Here is an 18,542-nt window from a genome sequence, read left to right as displayed (position 1 = left end):
TGAAATTGATAATGTCATGACCGTCACGAAAGGATTGAATGATGACGTCCTTGTGTGTTCGATAGACGTCACGGCGAAACAGGTAAAAATGAATGACTGAAATGATGACAGAATCTCAAACTGCGATGCCGGGTTGCTTATACATTGTCGCGACGCCCATCGGGAATTTGAAGGATATTACCTTGCGCGCACTGGAAGTGCTGGAATCGGTCGATTGGGTGGCGGCGGAGGACACGCGACATTCCAAAAGACTGTTGCAGCATTATGGGGTGAATAAGCCTTTGATCAGTTTGCATGATCATAACGAATTGGAACGGCGGGACGAATTGCTGGCACGTTTGGAAAAAGGCGAAACGGGGGCGTTGATTTCCGATGCCGGGACACCGTTGATCAGTGACCCGGGATATCATCTGGTGAGCTTATTGCGTGACGCGCAGGTGCGAGTGGAGCCAGTACCGGGAGCGTCTGCGATGATTGCGGCCTTGAGTGCGGCGGGGATGCCGACTAACCGATTTACGTTTGAGGGATTTTTGCCGGCGAAAAAACAAAAACGTTTGCATGCTTTAGAAGCCTTGGTGGCTGAACCGAGAACCATGGTGTTTTATGAATCGCCGCACCGGTTGTTGGAAAGCCTGGCGGCTTTCAAAGAAGTGTTTGGTCCGGATCGGGAAATGGTCGTCGCCAAAGAGCTGACGAAACAGTTCGAAATGTTTGTTTCTGGTGGTGTAGAAGCGGTTTTATCCTTTTTTGAACAACATCCCGATAAAGTACGCGGTGAATTTGTGTTGATTTTGTCGGGCTGTGCCGTGGTGGAGGTTGATGCCTCGGCGCTGAGTGCTGAAGCGGAAAATTTGATTCAAATATTGCTGGCGCAATCCTTGCCGGTGAAACAGATTTCGGAAATTGTGGCGAGCTTTTTCGGTTTGAAAAAAAAGGTGGTGTACCAATCGGTTTTAGAGCGTAAAGATTAGTATTTATCGCTATTTCTACAGAAAGTATTTAAATAAGAATTTTTCGTATTTTTATTTATTGTTTACAGATGTGTAACATGTTTTCTTTAGGGTGAAAAATACTTAAAAAAGTTGTTAGAATCGGCATAAATCGCCCATAAAAATGCTCGAATAAGGTATTATGTTGCACTAATATAAAAGCGTGAATGCAACACCCTATTAGAAGAACTTAGAATTAATAAAATAGAGTCAATAAAAAAGAAGTAACGAATTTATGTGCGGAATTGTGGGCGGTATTGCCGAGCGGAATTTGGTTCCGATTTTATTGGAAGGCCTAAAAAGGTTGGAATATCGTGGTTACGATTCTTCCGGTGTCGCGGTTCTGGATTCTGAAAACACCATCCAACGCGTTCGGGCTTTGGGAAAAATAAAAAGCTTGGAAGCCAAAATTGCAGAAGCCAAGCACCCGCTTTCCGGCCAAATTGGCATTGCCCATACCCGTTGGGCCACACATGGCGTGCCCGCCGAAAATAATGCGCACCCACACGTTTGCAATAATCAAGTTGCCGTTGTTCATAACGGTATTATTGAAAACTATCAATCCCTGAAAAAACACCAAGTTACCGAAGGCTATCGCTTTACCTCCGATACCGATACGGAAGTTGTCGCGCACTGTGTGCACGAGCAACTGAAATCATCTCAAACACTGCTTGAAGCCGTGCAAAAAGCCATTGCGCATTTTGAAGGGGCCTATGCGTTAGGCGTGGTGTCGGTTGAGTATCCAGATACCTTGATTGCGGCTCGTAAGGGCAGTCCTTTAGTGATTGGCGTTGGCATCGGAGAGCATTTTATCGCCTCGGATGTGTCCGCTTTGTTGCCAGTCACGCAGAGCTTTATCTTTCTTGAAGAGGGGGATGTCGCTGAAATTACCCGTGAAAGTGTCAATATTTATGATGTAAATGGGCAGCAAGTCGCACGAGAAATCAAACAGTCTTCTTTGAGTATGCATTCCGTGGATCTGGGTGATCATCGTCACTATATGCATAAAGAAATTTTCGAGCAGCCCCAGGCGGTCGTTGATACATTGGAAGGTCGGATTACACAAAATCATATGTTAGTGTCGGCTTTTGGTCATGATGCTGAAACCATTTTTCAAACGGTTCGGCAGGTGCAGATTATTGCCTGTGGCACCAGCTATCATGCCGGCTTGGTGGCGAAGTATTGGTTTGAAGACATTATCGGCTTGCCGTGTCAGGTGGAAGTGGCGAGTGAATATCGTTACCGCAATCCGGTGCTACTCGATCATACGCTTTTTGTGACGATCAGTCAGTCCGGTGAAACCGCTGATACCCTGGCCGCCCTTCAACAAATCAAGGCCCTGAAAGGGGATAAAACGATTGCCACCTTGTCGATCTGTAATGTGCCCGAATCCAGTTTAACGCGCGAATCCGATTTAACCTTCTTAACCCATGCCGGGCCGGAAATCGGTGTCGCCTCCACTAAGGCTTTTACCACTCAATTAGTCGCCTTGTCTTTGCTGGTGACGGCGCTTGGTAAAGCGTTGCATTTGATGTCCGAAACCCAAGAACGCAAAATCATTCACGGGTTGCAAAAACTGCCAGGCCTGCTGCAAAAAGCGCTGACTCATGAAAACGATATTAAAGAAATTGCTCAAAGCTTTGCGGACAAGGATAGTGCGCTTTTCTTGGGGCGCGGCACTATGTACCCCATCGCTATGGAAGGGGCTCTGAAGCTGAAAGAAATCAGCTACATTCATGCTGAAGCTTATCCGGCCGGTGAATTAAAGCATGGGCCTTTAGCATTGATTGACGAACATATTCCTGTGATTGCGATTGCGCCACATGATGATTTGTTGGAAAAACTAAAGTCTAACCTTCAGGAAGTCAAAGCGCGTGGCGGACAAATGATTGTGTTCGAAGATGAGCAGGCCAATACAAACTCCGAAGGTGGTATGAAAGTCGTTAAGGCCACGAGTAATGTGGGTCGAATTACCGCGCCGATTACCTTTAATATTCCACTTCAATTGTTGAGCTATCACGTGGCTTTGATCAAAGGCACGGATGTAGATCAGCCTCGTAATCTCGCCAAAAGCGTCACGGTCGAATAAGTTTTTTCTATAAAAAAGGATAAAATTAAATAATGTTTAATAATCAAGTAATTCTTATCACAGGTGGTACGGGTTCTTTTGGTAAAAAGTACACTCAAATTATTTTGGAAAAATATAAACCTAAGAAAATCATCATTTTTTCCCGTGATGAGTTAAAGCAGTTTGAAATGCAACAAAGGTACAACGATGACTGTATGCGTTATTTTATTGGAGATGTCAGAGACCCAAGCAGAATGCTAGAAGCCATGGAAGGTGTGGATTATGTCATTCATGCGGCGGCTATGAAGCAAGTGCCAGCGGCTGAATACAACCCAATGGAATGCATTAAAACCAATGTAAACGGTGCGGAAAATGTAATTAAAGCGGCGATCAAGAATAACGTTAAAAAAGTCATTGCTTTATCTACTGATAAAGCCGCGAACCCAATTAACCTTTATGGCGCGACAAAGCTGGCTTCGGACAAATTATTTGTCGCGGCCAACAATATGGTTGGCGGGCGTGAAACACGTTTTGCAGTGGTGCGCTATGGTAATGTTGTTGGTTCACGTGGTTCGGTTGTACCGTTTTTCAGAAAACTCATTGCGGATGGCGCAACAGAGCTGCCAATTACCCATGCCGATATGACACGTTTTATGATTACGCTTCGCCAAGGTGTTGAGTTTGTCCTTAAAAACTTTGAACGTATGCAAGGCGGTGAAATTTTTGTTCCCAAAATTCCATCTATGTATATGACTGAACTCGCAAAAGCTATGGCACCCGATTTGCCTATCAAAATTATTGGTATCAGGCCTGGTGAAAAGCTGCATGAAATCATGTGCCCAGCCGATGATAGTCATTTGACGCTAGAGTTTAAAGATCATTATGTCATCTGCCCGACCATTCAATTTGCGCATAAGTCAGACTTTACTAAAAACAAGCTAGGTGAAGAGGGTAAACCTGTTGAGCAAGGTTTTGAATACCATTCCGGTAATAATGATGATTGGCTTACGCATGAAGCCTTTTTAGACATGGCTAAAAACATTGACTCAATTTGAGCTAAATCATGATTCCCTACGGCAAACAAGATATTAACCAACAAGATATTGATGCAGTGCTGGACGTTCTGCAATCGGACTTTCTCACCCAAGGCCCGCAAGTTCCTTTGTTTGAAAAAACAGTGGCAGATTATTGTGGTGCAAAATATGGTGTCGCGGTGAATAGTGCGACATCGGCTTTGCATATTGCCTGTCTTGCTTTAGATCTTGGGGAGGGTGATAGCCTTTGGACAAGCCCAAATACCTTTGTGGCTTCAGCCAATTGCGGGCTATATTGCGGCGCTAAAGTTGATTTCGTCGATATCGATCTGGAAACCTACAATATGTGTGCGGACAAGCTGGAACAAAAACTTATCCAAGCTAAAGCCGACAATAATCTGCCAAAAATCGTCATTCCAGTGCACTTTGCCGGTCAATCTTGCGACATGAAACGCATTCATCAGCTTAGTCAAGAATACGGTTTTAAGATCATCGAAGATGCATCACACGCCATTGGAGGAAAGTACCTTGATAAGCCTGTTGGCGGATGCCAATATTCAGATATCACCGTATTCAGCTTTCATCCGGTTAAAATCATCACCACCGCAGAAGGGGGGCTAGCCACCACCAATCAACCCGACCTGGCCGAAAAAATGCAATTCTTACGAAGTCATGGTGTGACTCGTGATCCGAAGTTAATGACCAAAGAATCCGAAGGCGGCTGGTATTATCAGCAAATTGATCTAGGCTTCAACTACCGCATGACAGAAATGCAAGCGGCCTTAGGTGTCTCGCAAATGAAGCGACTCGATGACTTTGTTGCTACGCGTCATCAGCTACAAGAGCGCTATGATGAATTGCTTAATGATTTGCCTTTGACCAGGCCTGGTCAAAATCCCGATGCCCATTCCGCTTTGCATCTTTATCCGATTCAGATTGAACTGGACAAGGTAAGCAAAACGCATCGGCAAATCTTTGAAGAACTCCGCCATAACGGCATTGGCGTCAACCTGCATTACATTCCGGTACACACACAACCTTATTATCTGCAAAAGGGCTTTAAACAAGGTGATTTCCCAAACGCAGAGCATTATTACAGCCGGGCAATCAGTATTCCGTTATTTCACAGAATGACATACGAGCAACAAGATGCAGTGGTTAAAGTGTTGAAGAAGGTTTTATTGTGATTTTGGATAAAAAGTTGGTCGAATTAAAAACAGAAAGGTTGTGCTTAAGAATTTTAAGTGAAGATGATGTTACTCAGGTTTATGTTGATTGGTTGAATGATGTTGATATAAATCAATTCTTAGAGACTAGGTTTGTTAATCAAACATTAAAAAGCTGTTCTGAATTTGTTCGCCAGTGTTATTTAAGTGATGAAGCATATCTTTTTGGAGTTTTTATTAGAGATGAAGGCGGTTTAATTCATATTGGTAATATAAAGCTTGGTCTAATTAATCGGATTCATTTAACTGGTGATGTTTCATATTTTATTGGTGAAAAAAAGTACTGGGGGAAAGGTTTAGCGACTGAGATGATAGCAACAGTTGTTGATTTTGGGTTTAAGCAGTTAGGTTTGAAAAAAATTTGTGCTGGAGTCTATGAAAAAAACTTAGGTTCGTTAAAAGTTTTAAGGAAATGTCGTTTTTCTATTGAGGGTTTTCTTGAATCTCAAGTTGAGGGTGTTGATGGACGACAGGGTGTTTTTAAGCTGGGTATTTTGAATGATTGAGATAAAAAAACTCGCATTGGGTAGTGCTCAGTTTGGTGTTGAATATGGTGTAGCTAACAAAGTTGGCAAGCCATCCATTGAAATGGTCAAAGAAACCCTAGCATTAGCTAGATCAGAAGGTATTTTAGCTCTCGATACTGCCATTGCTTATGGTAATGCTGAAAGTGTTCTAGGAACGGCTGGCGTTGAGGGGTTTGATGTTATTACAAAGTTACCAAGTTGTCTCGAGTTAGCTCCAGCAGAAGTTCATGGTTGGGTTATCGATTCGATCAAAGCATCTTCCAAAAGGCTTGGCTGTAGAAAGTTAAATGGAGTTTTGCTTCATCGTCCATTGGAATTACTTTCAAATAATGGTCATGAACTTTATAAGGCTCTAAACAAACTAAAAGAATTAAACTTGTCAAAAAAAATCGGAATATCAGTATATGAGCCAGCTGATTTAGAGAAGCTTATTCCAAACTATGATATCGATTTAGTTCAGCTTCCTCTTAATATACTTGATAATAGGTGGGATAAGTGGTTGATTGAACTGCAAAAAAAAGGTGTTGAAGTTCATGTGCGCTCTGCTTTTCTTCAAGGTGTTTTGCTTATGCCTGCTGAACAACGTCAACATAAATTTAAACGTTGGAATGGGCTTTTCAGTCAGCTAGACCAGTGGTGCGCTAACAATGGTGTAAGCCCCATGACAGCATGTTTAGCAGGTTTAATGAAGCGACAAGAGATCTCTAAGGTTATTGTTGGGGTGGATTCTAGTCTTCAATTGCAGCAAATAGTTAATAATGTAAAGAACTTAGATTACCTACCTGTTCCCGAGGCCTTGAAGACAGATGATTCTATGTTACTTAACCCCTCAAATTGGAATAAATTATGAAAATAGTTGCGATTGTTCAAGCCCGGATGGGGTCGACTAGGTTGCCAAATAAGGTTATGAAGGATATAAATGGCAAGCCTATGATTGAGTTGCTGCTCGAAAGGCTTTCTTGTTCAAATGAACTTGATCAAATTGTTGTGGCAAGCTCTGAAGATAAAAAAAATGATATTTTGCAGGATTTTGTAGAGTCATTGGGTTATCAATGCACACGGGGAAGTGAAGTTGATGTTTTAAACCGTTTTTACAATGCAGCAAAAGAGTCTAGTGCAGATGTTATTGTGAGAATAACTGGTGATTGCCCTTTGGTTGATTTTGAGTTGGTAGATAAGTGCATCAAAGAGTTTAAGGCGGCTAAGGTTGATTATTTTAGTAATATCACTCCTCCTACTTATCCTGATGGCCTTGATATAGAAGTTTTTTCTTTTGGTGCATTATCCAAAGCTCAGACTGAAGCCACCTCTTCTTTTGATAGGGAGCATGTCACACCTTATCTAAGAAATAATGAAAGTATTTCAAAAGCAGGAATGACTAATGTTGAAGATCTATCGGCTCTTCGTTGGACTGTCGATGACCCTGAAGATCTCATAGTGATAGAAGCTGTTTTCGAACACTTTTATCCTAATAACTCTTTTTCATGGACAGAAGTTTTGGATTTATATAAAAACTCCCCAGAATTATTTGAAATGAACTCAGAAACTAAGCGTAATGAAGGTGAAACTATGGGAACAGGTCAAAAACTGTATAAAAGGGCAAAAAGAATTATTCCTGGCGGCAATATGTTGTTGTCCAAACGACCTGAAATGTTTCTGCCTGAGAAGTGGCCCGCTTATTTTAGTAAGGCTAAGGGGTGTACGGTTTGGGATATGGATGATAACCAATACATTGACATGTCTATTATGGGAATTGGTACCAATACTCTTGGTTATGGTCACCCAGAAGTAGATGAAGCGGTCATGCAAACTGTACGAAATGGCAATATGTCTACATTTAACTGTCCAGAAGAGGTGTATTTAGCTGAAAAGCTTGTTGAGCTTCACCCGTGGGCTGATATGGTGCGCCTTGCTCGTTCAGGAGGAGAGATTAACTCTATTGCGGTTCGCATTGCTCGAGCAGCGACTGGGCGAGACAAAATTGCGATATGCGGTTACCATGGTTGGCATGATTGGTATCTATCTACTAATTTAAGGGATGATAAGAACCTCGATGGACATCTTCTACCTGGCTTGGAGCCAAATGGGGTGCCAAGAGGCCTAATTGGCACCACGCTACCTTTTAATTACAACAGAATTGATGAGTTGGAAAATCTTATTAAATCCAACCCAGGACAAATTGCAGCCATAAAAATGGAAGTTTCTCGAAACGCTGGTCCGGAAGATGACTTCTTGCAAAAGGTTAGGAATTTGGCGACCGAAAATAAAATTGTACTTATTTTTGATGAATGTACTTCAGGGTTTAGAGAAACCTTTGGAGGGTTGCATAAAAAATATGGCGTTGAGCCAGATATGGCAATTTTCGCAAAAGCTCTTGGTAATGGTTATGCTATCTCTGCTTGTATTGGTCGTGCTGAAGTGATGCAAGCGGCTCAGAAAACTTTTATCAGTAGCACTTTTTGGACAGAACGTATTGGACCGTCTGCAGCAATAAAAACTTTAGAGGTTATGGAGAAGACCCGTTCCTGGGAACAAATTACACAAACAGGTACTCAAGTTTCAACTCGATGGCAAAACCTTGCGGATAAGTATCAACTTGAAATAAAGCGCTGGGGTTTGCCTGCGCTTTCTGGTTTTTCCTTTTCATCTGAGGATGCACTGGCATATAAGACTTTGATTACCCAAGAGATGTTGAAAAAAGGTTATTTAGCAAGTAATGCGGTTTATGTATGTACTGAACATACGCCTGAGATTTTGGACGGCTACTTTGAAAATCTTGAACCAATTTTCGCACTCATTAAAGAATGTGAAGAGGGACGAAATGTGAGTACGTTGCTTGATGGCCCTATATGTCATGCTGGTTTTAAGCGTTTAAACTAATGCGAATTGTATTCCGAACCGATGCTTCAATTAAGATCGGCACAGGGCATGTGATGCGCTGCATCACCTTAGCTAAAGCTTTAGTTGAAAAGGATGCGGAAGTTCAGTTTATTTGTCGGGATAATGTAGGCAATTTAATCGAAAAAATTCGCCAACAAGGGTTTACCGTTCATACGCTTGTCACTAGTTCAAGTGATTCTGAACAAACAGGATTAAAAGAATTTCCTAAGTTGTTTCATTCAGAATGGCTCGAAGTCACGCAACAACAGGACGCAAAAGACTGTCAGTCAATTTTGGAAGAAATCCAGCCGGATTGGCTGGTTGTGGATCATTATGCAATTGACCAGGCCTGGCAAAAACTGCTAGAGCCTTATTACCAAAAGCTCATGGTGATTGATGATCTGGGTGATCGAAACCATGAGTGTGATTTGCTGGTGGACCAAAACTACGGTTCTAACTCTGAAAAGTATCAAAACCTCGTGCCGGAAACCTGTAAGATTTTAGCCGGTCCGACTTATGCGCTTTTAAGACCTGAGTTTGCGCAATGGCGGGAAATCAGTTTGAAGCGCCGTGCGAATCAAAAAGAAATTGAAACGCTGTTGGTAACGATGGGTGGCGTTGACCCAGATAACTACACCGGGCAAGTGTTGCAGCAACTTGATAAACTGCAACAAACAACCATTAAAGAAATCATTGTGGTGATGGGGGCAACCGCCCCGCACTTGGAAACGGTGGAACAACAAGCACAAACCCTGTCAATCAAAACGACTGTACAAACCAATGTCAGTAATATGGCCGAAATTATGGCGAATGCCGACTTAGCAATCGGCGCGGCAGGTGCCACGACCTGGGAGCGCTGTTGTTTGGGTTTGCCAACCATTCAAATGGTGATTGCCGACAACCAGCGCCAAATTGCCAATGCTTTGGAAAAAGATCATATTGTCATATTGCTGGATGAAATCCAAAAACTACCAGGCCTAGTGACTGAGGCAAAATCAAAAATAACTTTGCTGGTAAAAAATGCTTCGGAGTTTGTCGATGGTCAAGGCCTTAAATGGGTGGTTGAGACGATGCAGGAATTTACCTAATGCAGATTGATACACAAAACTTTGGTCAGTTGACGTTGTTAAACTTTACTGATGCATCCAGAGATGACTCGTTTTGTGTGCTTAAAATGCGAAATCATCCTGATATAAAGAAGTGGATGTATAACCAAGAAGATATTAGCGAGCAGCAACACTTTGATTTTGTCGAGAAACTAAAATCTGATGCACTCAAAAAGTATTTTATTGTTAAACAGAACGAAAGTATTGTCGGTTCTATAAATTTTATAAACATTAACCAAACCGAGAGGGCGGCAGATTTTGGCTTGTATGCTAATCCCTTTGTGTCAATCACTGGCGCAGGTCGAATCCTTGAAGAAGTCGCCATACAATATGCTCAAGACATATTGGAGCTAAAGTGCTTAAAGTTGGAAGTGTTTGAAAAAAATATACGAGCGATAAATTTTTATGAAAAAAATGGCTTTACTAAGACGGCAGAAAAACGAATAAATGATCAATGTGTCATTTGTATGCAAAAACGAATTCAAAGTGGTAAAGAATAAGATGCTAAAGTTTAAAATTGACAATCGTTTAGTTGGCTCGGACTGTCCACCTTATGTGATAGCAGAAATGTCAGCAAATCATAATGGCGATATTCAAAATGCTTATAAAATTATTGAGATGGCGAAGCGTTCTGGAGCAGATGCAGTCAAGTTGCAAACCTATCGTCCTGACACAATTACCATGGATATGCGCACTCCGGAATTTATGATTGAAGGAGGCCTTTGGCATGGGCAAAGCCTCTATGAGCTTTATGATAGTGCGTATATGCCGTGGGATTGGCATAAGCTCCTATTTGATTACGCCAGAAAGCTCGATATCACCATTTTTAGTTCACCATTTGATAACACGGCAGTCGATTTACTCGAAGATTTAAATGTACCCGCCTATAAAATCGCCAGTTTTGAAGCGGTTGATTTACCCTTAATCAAATATGTCGCGCAAACTGGTAAGCCGATGATTATTTCCACGGGGATGGCCGATGCGGAAGAAATTCAAGAAGCCATTGATGCTGCAAGAGAGGGAGGGTGTAAGGAGCTTGCAATTTTGCATTGCGTCAGTGGTTATCCCGCGCCGGCAGAAGACTACAACTTGTTGACAATTCCAGACATGCAACAATGTTTTGGTGTTCCGGTCGGGCTTTCAGATCACACCTTAGATAATACAACTGCGATCGCCAGTGTCGCGCTAGGTGCGTCCATTATCGAAAAACACGTCACGCTTGACCGAAATGGCGGCGGGCCTGATGATAGCTTTTCACTCGAAGAATTAGAGCTGAAAGCGCTATGTGATAACGCTAAAACCGCCTGGCAAGCCCTAGGGAAAGTGGATTATGGCCGAAAATCTAGCGAACAAGGCAATGTTAAATTTAGACGCTCGTTGTACTTTGTAAAAGACATTAAAGCGGGTGAAACCATTACCTCAGAGCATGTTAAAAGCATTAGGCCTGGCTATGGTTTACCTCCGAAGTATTTAGACCTTGTGATTGGTAAAGTTGCGAAAGGATATATTTCTAAAGGCCAACCTATGAGTTTTGAAGTAATAAAATGAGATATCACTATACATACGACGATTTAGTAAATTGTTTTAAAGCGCTTAAGTTTTCCAATGAACACGAGGCAATCTTTATTTCCGGTGATTTAGGAAAACTAGGGCTGGGCGAATTTGGTAATAGAGAACAATATCTTGTTTCTCTGCTAAACTCGCTAGTTGATGTGTTTGGCGATAGCACAACAATTATGACTTCTACATTCACTCATGACTTGGTCAATACGGATAAGGTTTTTGATAAAAAGACTACGCCATCTATGCATGGTGCGGTTGCAAATTTTTTTATAAAACACTCTAGAAGTGTCCGCTCTTCTCATCCGTTTACGTCATTTTGTGCCATTGGACCAAAGGCAGAATATCTTTGCGGGGAAGATTTGATTCACCCTTATGGAATAGATTCACCTTATGACAAGCTCTTAAGTTTGAAGAATCCATTAACCATAAGTCTTGGTTTGCCGCCAAACATTACGTGTAGCCTGGTTCATCACGCTGAAGTCGTAATGAATGTTCCATATAGGTATATAAAAGAGTTTCCACATAAAGTAATGCAAAATGGTGTTGGAGTGGAAAAAAGTTATTGCTTACCTGTTGTTTATCGTGAAGTTGAAGCGACAAGAAATAAAAATGTAAGGATTTTTGAAGAGTTTCAAACACGTAAATCAGTAAAAGAAACGGATGTGGGGCGGGGCAAAATCTATAGTTATCAAACTAATGAATTATTTAAATCAATGGTTGCGCAGTTCAAAAAGAATATCTACTGCTGGTTTGATTCACCACCGAAAAATAGACCCTATAGGAAATAAATTTTATGACTACCAAACTCAATTTCTGTTTTAAAGGCAATCGAGCTTATGCACATGGCACGGATATTGTCGCCGCGTTGTTTAAACAGTTTGCTGATTCTGATTTAAGTGCAATCGATTTAAAGTTTAATGGTATTACCCACACCAACTTGGATGTTGTAGATGGTATTGATAATTCAGAAGCGAAAGTCAATATTCGCTGGTTAGAAGGTGGAAGTGAAAAACACTATCAGCTTGTTGAAAATGGCGAACCGATTGAATGCCGTTATGAGTACGATGAAGACAACATTATCGCAAAAACAAGCATTGATCTTGATAGCCAAACGATTCGTTTGGGTGCGGTCACTGGGTTTACTTTATGTGAAAACTTGGTCGCGATGAATAAGTATTTATTGCAGTCTCTCTATCCCGATGAAAAGGGTAAGTGGTATTTTACCCGCTTAGAACAAACAAAATTAATATCGGATGATGCTCTGATAGAAGTGGAACTGATTAAAAACTTCAACTTTAGGCTGACCAAAAGCGATATTTTGCTAGATGGTAAAGTCATTGGCAGCGTGTATTTTACGATGGTCAGAGGTTAAAGATGATTGCGATTACAACGATTGGAACCTACCTACCAGAAAACCGCGTATCAAACTTAGCCCAGCTTGAAAAGTTTGAAACCGACGAAACATTTATTCGTGAAAAAATTGGTGTGGTGCAACGTGCTGTCAAAGCATCGGAGCAAAAAACATCAGATTTATGCATCAAAGCTTTTGAAGACTTGATGACCAAAAAAGCGTTAGACAAAAGCACTGTGGATTGCTGTGTGGTGGTGACACAAAATCCAGATTTAAATATTCCGCATACTTCGGCCATCGTTCATAGCGCGCTAGGGTTGCCAGAGACTTGCGCCTGTTTTGATATTTCGCTTGGCTGTTCCGGGTATGTTTATGGTTTGTCGATTATTAGCGCATTTATGCAAGCAAACGGTTTTAAAACCGGCTTATTATTTACCGCCGACCCTTATTCCGACATTATTGATTCCGACGACAAAAATACAGCATTAATTTTTGGCGATGGAGCGACTGTAACCTTATTGGAAGAAAATCAACCAGGCCTGGTGGCTTTGGGTTACGACTTTGGCACCAAAGGTGCAGGTTATAAAAATCTCGTTAATGAGGATAAGCTTTATATGAATGGGCGAGCCGTGTTTAACTTTACGGCGGGTGTTGTTCCAAAGTCGATTGAGAAGCTATTGCAAAGGCTAGACCTAGACAAAAGAGACATAGGCAAATGGTACTTGCACCAAGGCAGTAAATATATTGTCGATACCATCACTATGCGTTTAGGTCTAGAGCCTGAAAAAGTGGTGTTTAATATGTATGAGTACGGCAATACCGTATCGTCTTCCATTCCTATGTTGTTAAGTAACGATTTAAATCAATTTAAATCAGGCCAAAAAATTGGCTTGAGTGGTTTTGGCGTAGGTCTGTCTTGGGCATCCGCCATATTTGAAATGAAATAGGAGTAAGAAAATGAGCAAAGTAACTGTAGAACAGATTTTAGAAACGATTGAAAACGCCAACCTTGTCAAAGATGTAAATGCATTAGACCTTGCAAAGCCATTGGGGGAACAGGGAATTGACTCGTTAGATTTTTCGGGCGTTCTATTCAATATGGAAGAAGCGTTTGGGATTGAAATCCCGGATGCTGATATAGATCAACTTCTAACTATTAATGATATTTTAGCTTACGTTAATAAAAAATTGGGTTGAGAATGAAAGAACAGTCTATTGGCCAGGTCATGCATCAGTGGGCAGAGGATTTATTTCCGATAAATCGCAGTATCACTGGAGAGGGAGTACGGAAGACATTACGTTACATTCAAGAAATACTACATGGTCTTGAAATAAAATCAGTACCCACTGGTTATAAAGCTTTTGATTGGACTGTACCTGATGAATGGAATGTATCTGAAGCCTTTATAGAAGATGATGACGGAAATATCATTGTAGACTTTAAAAATAATAACTTGCATTTGGTAGGTTATTCAGAGCCTGTTGATAAGTGGGTAAACTTCGAAGAGCTTGATAAACATCTCTATTCATTACCGAGTCAACCTGATGCTATACCTTATATAACATCATATTATTCGAGAAGGTGGGGTTTCTGCTTAACTCATAACCAAAGATTGTCTTTAGATAGATTAAGAAAATATCGTGTAGTTATTAATAGTGAACTGCAACCTGGTTTTTTGAACTATGGAGAGTTGATAATACCTGGTAAACAGAAGAAAGAAATTCTTCTTTCTACTTATGTGTGTCATCCTTCAATGGTAAATAACGAATTATCGGGTCCCGTTGTTACAATGGCTATAGCGAATTGGTTGTTGTCACTTGATAGGCAATATACGTATAGGGTTATATTTATACCTGAAACAATCGGATCTATTGTTTACTTAAGCCAACATTGGCGGGAAATGAAGGCTAATACTCTAGCTGGTTTCGTTTTGACCTGTATTGGTGATGATGAAAACTATTCAATATTGAGATCTAGGATCGGTAATACTTTTGCAGATAAAGTTGCTACATACGCGGCAAGTATTATAGATAAAAATTTTATTGAATATTCATATGTCGAACGTGGAAGTGATGAGAGGCAATATTGTAGCCCTGGGATTGATTTGCCTGTTTGTTGTTTAATGCGAACAAAGTTTGGCGAGTTTCCCGAATATCATACTTCTCTTGATAATCTTCAGCTGGTTACAGCTGAAGGGTTACAAGGTGGTTATGATTTGGTAAAGGAGGCGCTGGAGGGTATTGAGCTAAATAGGAAGTTTAAAGTACAAGTAATGTGTGAACCTCAGTTGGGAAAAAGAGGTTTGTATCCTAATGTGAGTACTAAGGATACGTTTGATAAGATTAAGTTAATAAGCAATTTAATTGCTTATTCTGATGGTAATTATGACTTGATTGACATAGCAAGAAAACTTGATTGCCGAGTCTCAGAGTTATTTGAGTTGGCTAATCCACTTCTTAAAAATGGTCTTTTAGAAGAAATGGATGTAATTTAATGAAAATTTTATTTTTAGAAAACCGGTCCAAAACGAAATTTTGGGTCGAGATAGCTGATTTATTAATTGAAAAGGGATATGAGGTCGAGTTTTTAGTACAGAATCATTTTTATAAACCAAAAAAACATAAATCTTTTTCTATTCCATACCCCACCAAAAAAGATTTATTTTTTTCAAAAAATAATGATTTTTTTTACGAGTTATCGCAAAAGGATCGTTTAGCTTATATCTTTAGAAGACCAGTAAATCACTATCAATATTATTATGATGAAATAAAAAAAGTCATTTTAAAAGGGGGCTATAAGTTTGTTTTTGGTGAATCAACTTTATTTCATGAGTTGATGGCAATTGATATTTGCCGGAATGAAAGTATTAAATATCTGAATCCTACTTTGAGTCGTTATCCAAATAATCGTTTTTCTTTTTTACTTTATGATACCTTGCAACCATATGAAGAAACCTTATCAAATGAAAACCTATCAGCATATGAGAATGATGAAAAAAAATTACTTTCAAAAGATTATCATCTGGCTTATATGAAAGCTAGAAAAAATAGATTTGGTTTTGATGTAAGATTTTTAAAAAAAATAAAAAATTATCAGCTTTCTTTGATTAGTTGGCTTATGGGAGAGCGATTCAACACACCTTCACCGATTGCAAAGTTAAAAATAAATTTCAGAACTTTTCTTTTAGCACGAAAGTGGGATGGTTTGGCCTGCAATCAACAGATTAATTTGGACTGGAATAAAACATTATTATTTCCACTCCAACTTCAACCAGAAGCGAACTTGGATGTCTGGGGATATCCATATAATAATCAAGAAGATTTGATTGAATTTTTGGCTGATAACATTCCAAGTGATTGGACTTTGCTTATTAAGCCAAATCCTAGAGTTAAATATGAACTGACAGAGGGTCTATTAAATACTGTTTCTAAACTAGAAAATACAAAGCTTATGTCCACTCGGTCATCCATGTCGGATATATTTGATGATGTTTGTTATATATTTTCAGTAACAGGCACGGTTTGTCTAGAAGCATTATTTTCTGGCAAACGCATTTTTTCTCCTAGCTTTCATATGGTTAAATTATTTTCTCCTGAGACAAGTGAATTGTCTTTTATTAAGAATATCGAGCACATAAAACCTGAAAGCAATTATATACAAGGATCTGGGTATAAGTATTTATTAGATAACTCATATGAAGGAACTATTTCAGACCCTTTATCAATGCCAGATTGTGTAGAAAATGATAATCTTCAGAGGGTATTTGAAGGTTTTTTAAAGGTGTTGCAAGATGGCTAAATACATTAGTGGTTTTTTTTGTTTTGTGCTTCCTGCGTTTATATTAAAAAATTGGTTGCTTCGATTATTTGGTTGGAAGATAGGTCGTAATGTCAAGATTGGACATTCCATTATTTTATCTAAAAATGTTTTTTTAGAAAGTGGAAGTCGAGTAGGCAACCTAAACTTTTGTATAGTTGACTATCTAAAAATCAATTCGAGTGGGAGTTTAGGGCATTTAAACTACATACGAGGCCCCCTTTATTTTTTCCTTGGTTTTAAAGCAGCATTGGGTAATTTTAACCATGTTAAACGCTCATATAAACCGGTTACATGGGGAAAGTCAATGTTAAAAGTAGGGGCATACTCGAAAATTACTTCTGGCCATACTATTGATTGTACTCGGCCAGTCATATTAGGGTGCTCGAGTGTTATAGCTGGTAAATCATCGCAGTTGTGGACACATGGATATATGCACGACTCTAAATCTGGAAAAAGGGTTCGTATAGATGGAAGTATTCGGATCGGAGACCATGTGTACATCGGTTCAATGTCGTTGATTAACCCAGGCATCAAACTGTGTTCTGGGGTCACCATTGGATCAATGTCTGTTGTCAGTAAATCAATTTTTCAAGGTGGATTTTATGCTTCTCCCCCCTTACGCCATCTGCAATTAAGTTATCAAGAGGCATTTAAAAAATATAAACAGGCTCCCTGTAGTATAGAAACAGTTCTAAATAAGAAAGATAACTAATGCTTACAGTTATTCGAAAACTTTCAATAGATCTTTCATTATTTTCCTTTTTTAAGTTTATTACATTAATCGCTCCACTATATGCTGCCTCGGTTGTAAACTCAGATGATTATGGTTTTCTTGAGTTTGCTCTGTCGACAGCCTACCTTGGTGCGTTGCTTCTATTGTTCGGTTCAACAAGAGCTATATCATTCGGAATACTAAAACAGGAAGATAGTGCTGTTTTTAGTGCAATGGTGTACATCATTTCAATATCTTTTCTATTGGCAATCGTTTTTCTTGTTTTACGTTTTATGAACTGGGGGGGCTATTCTTATTATTTAGCCTTTTCATTTGTGATTGTTTTTGTTCTTCAACAGGCTTTAGGTTCATTTTTTCGTTCAAAAGCAATGGGAAGAGTTGCTTCATTAAATGATTCAACTATTTATTTAGCATTGATGTTAGCAGTTTATCTAGTGAGTGTTGACTTTATTGGTTTTGATGAAGCATTGTGGATCTTTTTTTGGGTATTTGTTTTTCAATTTTTTTTCTTTATTAAGATTTTTAAAAGTGAGTGCTTTAATCAATGTCGGTTTGAATTTTCTTTTTCTGAGAATCTGTCAATAATTACGGGAGTATTTTTATCTATTGCAGTTTTGCATGTTCCTAAAATTCTAGGTTATTTCATTTCTCCTCAATTGGTGGCAGAATTTTCTTTACTTTTTAGGTATCTAGCGATAGCGGTTATTTTTCAGCAGTTTATAACGGTATTTTTTTTTAAAGATATCTATAAAACAAAACATGAAATTTTTTCTAAATTCATCATTATTATTCCCTCTGCCGTTTTTATTGGGGCAGCCTGTATGTATGGTTTATTTAATGGCTTCAGTTATTATTTTATATCGTTGGGTCTTGCATTGCCGAAATTTGAACCCTCTTTGGCTATCATGATGGTTTCATGTATCGCTTTATGGTCCTTAACCAGTTTGCTTGATGGTTTTTTTCTGCGTGAAAGAAAATACAAAATTAATATTGTAACTAACTTATTAGGTTTGCTAACTTTTTTGTTGCTTTTGGGTGTTTTGTTTATTAATAATCACAACCCTAGCGTTACTGAGCTTGTTCAGTACTGGCTTATTTCCTACGCTGTAATTTCTGCGTCTCAAGTTGTATTGGCAGGCGGTCTTAATGGTTTTGACGTAAAGAATATTGTGATGTTTCTTATATTTATAGGTGCTCTTAATATGTTGATGAATATATGGTTTCAATAAAAATTAAAATTTTGAA

General features: G+C 39.5%; 18 protein-coding genes. All 18 read left to right on the top strand.

Going from position 1 to position 18,542, the window contains the following annotated elements:
• Window positions 1-101 precede the first annotated feature (101 nt).
• The 18 genes from rsmI (at window position 102) to AC0KH7_RS08675 (ending at window position 18,526) form a co-directional block, all read left to right on the top strand.
• On the top strand, window positions 102-971 hold the full coding sequence (gene rsmI, locus AC0KH7_RS08760; RefSeq protein ID WP_472372615.1) for a 16S rRNA (cytidine(1402)-2'-O)-methyltransferase: 870 nt from the start codon (window positions 102-104) through the stop codon (window positions 969-971).
• 253 nt (window positions 972-1,224) lie between these two features.
• On the top strand, window positions 1,225-3,078 hold the full coding sequence (gene glmS, locus AC0KH7_RS08755) for a glutamine--fructose-6-phosphate transaminase (isomerizing) (protein ID WP_472372613.1): 1,854 nt from the start codon (window positions 1,225-1,227) through the stop codon (window positions 3,076-3,078).
• A 32-nt stretch (window positions 3,079-3,110) separates the two neighbouring features.
• Entirely contained in the window at window positions 3,111-4,112 is a 1,002-nt protein-coding gene (pseB, locus tag AC0KH7_RS08750) for a UDP-N-acetylglucosamine 4,6-dehydratase (inverting) (protein WP_472372611.1), read from the top strand.
• An 8-nt stretch (window positions 4,113-4,120) separates the two neighbouring features.
• Window positions 4,121-5,278 carry a UDP-4-amino-4,6-dideoxy-N-acetyl-beta-L-altrosamine transaminase gene (gene pseC / locus AC0KH7_RS08745; RefSeq protein WP_472372609.1) on the top strand — a complete coding sequence of 386 codons (1,158 nt, stop codon included), beginning with the start codon at window positions 4,121-4,123 and terminating at the stop codon, window positions 5,276-5,278.
• On the top strand, window positions 5,275-5,823 hold the full coding sequence (locus AC0KH7_RS08740; protein ID WP_472372607.1) for a GNAT family N-acetyltransferase: 549 nt from the start codon (window positions 5,275-5,277) through the stop codon (window positions 5,821-5,823). The genes pseC and AC0KH7_RS08740 overlap by 4 nt, the downstream gene beginning before the upstream one ends.
• Window positions 5,816-6,694, top strand: coding sequence for an aldo/keto reductase (locus AC0KH7_RS08735; protein ID WP_472372605.1), 879 nt, complete (start codon window positions 5,816-5,818; stop codon window positions 6,692-6,694). Before AC0KH7_RS08740 ends, AC0KH7_RS08735 begins: the two co-directional genes overlap by 8 nt.
• Window positions 6,691-8,724 (top strand): aminotransferase class III-fold pyridoxal phosphate-dependent enzyme, encoded by a 2,034-nt coding sequence (locus AC0KH7_RS08730; protein ID WP_472372603.1) that lies wholly within the window; start codon window positions 6,691-6,693, stop codon window positions 8,722-8,724. Before AC0KH7_RS08735 ends, AC0KH7_RS08730 begins: the two co-directional genes overlap by 4 nt.
• Window positions 8,724-9,812, top strand: coding sequence for a UDP-2,4-diacetamido-2,4,6-trideoxy-beta-L-altropyranose hydrolase (gene pseG / locus AC0KH7_RS08725; protein WP_472372601.1), 1,089 nt, complete (start codon window positions 8,724-8,726; stop codon window positions 9,810-9,812). The genes AC0KH7_RS08730 and pseG overlap by 1 nt, the downstream gene beginning before the upstream one ends.
• Window positions 9,812-10,330 carry a UDP-4-amino-4,6-dideoxy-N-acetyl-beta-L-altrosamine N-acetyltransferase gene (gene pseH / locus AC0KH7_RS08720; RefSeq protein ID WP_472372599.1) on the top strand — a complete coding sequence of 173 codons (519 nt, stop codon included), beginning with the start codon at window positions 9,812-9,814 and terminating at the stop codon, window positions 10,328-10,330. Before pseG ends, pseH begins: the two co-directional genes overlap by 1 nt.
• A gap of 1 nt (window position 10,331) precedes the next feature.
• Window positions 10,332-11,378, top strand: coding sequence for a pseudaminic acid synthase (pseI, locus tag AC0KH7_RS08715; protein WP_472372597.1), 1,047 nt, complete (start codon window positions 10,332-10,334; stop codon window positions 11,376-11,378).
• Window positions 11,375-12,181, top strand: coding sequence for an AAC(3) family N-acetyltransferase (locus AC0KH7_RS08710; RefSeq protein WP_472372595.1), 807 nt, complete (start codon window positions 11,375-11,377; stop codon window positions 12,179-12,181). The genes pseI and AC0KH7_RS08710 overlap by 4 nt, the downstream gene beginning before the upstream one ends.
• Window positions 12,182-12,186: 5 nt before the next feature.
• Window positions 12,187-12,765, top strand: a complete 579-nt coding sequence (locus AC0KH7_RS08705) for a hypothetical protein (protein ID WP_472372593.1) — start codon at window positions 12,187-12,189, stop codon at window positions 12,763-12,765.
• A 2-nt stretch (window positions 12,766-12,767) separates the two neighbouring features.
• Window positions 12,768-13,691 carry a ketoacyl-ACP synthase III gene (locus tag AC0KH7_RS08700; protein ID WP_472372591.1) on the top strand — a complete coding sequence of 308 codons (924 nt, stop codon included), beginning with the start codon at window positions 12,768-12,770 and terminating at the stop codon, window positions 13,689-13,691.
• A gap of 10 nt (window positions 13,692-13,701) precedes the next feature.
• The gene (locus AC0KH7_RS08695) at window positions 13,702-13,941 is read left to right on the top strand and encodes an acyl carrier protein (protein ID WP_472372589.1); all 240 of its coding nucleotides are present in this window, start codon (window positions 13,702-13,704) and stop codon (window positions 13,939-13,941) included.
• Between the two features lie 2 nt (window positions 13,942-13,943).
• On the top strand, window positions 13,944-15,239 hold the full coding sequence (locus tag AC0KH7_RS08690) for a DUF4910 domain-containing protein (protein ID WP_472372587.1): 1,296 nt from the start codon (window positions 13,944-13,946) through the stop codon (window positions 15,237-15,239).
• Window positions 15,239-16,543, top strand: a complete 1,305-nt coding sequence (locus AC0KH7_RS08685; protein WP_472372585.1) for a hypothetical protein — start codon at window positions 15,239-15,241, stop codon at window positions 16,541-16,543. Before AC0KH7_RS08690 ends, AC0KH7_RS08685 begins: the two co-directional genes overlap by 1 nt.
• The gene (locus AC0KH7_RS08680) at window positions 16,536-17,276 is read left to right on the top strand and encodes an acyltransferase (RefSeq protein WP_472372583.1); all 741 of its coding nucleotides are present in this window, start codon (window positions 16,536-16,538) and stop codon (window positions 17,274-17,276) included. The genes AC0KH7_RS08685 and AC0KH7_RS08680 overlap by 8 nt, the downstream gene beginning before the upstream one ends.
• The gene (locus AC0KH7_RS08675; protein WP_472372581.1) at window positions 17,276-18,526 is read left to right on the top strand and encodes a hypothetical protein; all 1,251 of its coding nucleotides are present in this window, start codon (window positions 17,276-17,278) and stop codon (window positions 18,524-18,526) included. The genes AC0KH7_RS08680 and AC0KH7_RS08675 overlap by 1 nt, the downstream gene beginning before the upstream one ends.
• Window positions 18,527-18,542: the final 16 nt, after the last annotated feature.

Source organism: Hydrogenovibrio sp. (genome assembly GCF_965140365.1).
Classification (GTDB): Bacteria; Pseudomonadota; Gammaproteobacteria; order Thiomicrospirales; family Thiomicrospiraceae; genus Hydrogenovibrio.
Note: the sequence above shows the minus strand (reverse complement) of the source record. Positions and strands in the feature narration are given on the sequence as shown.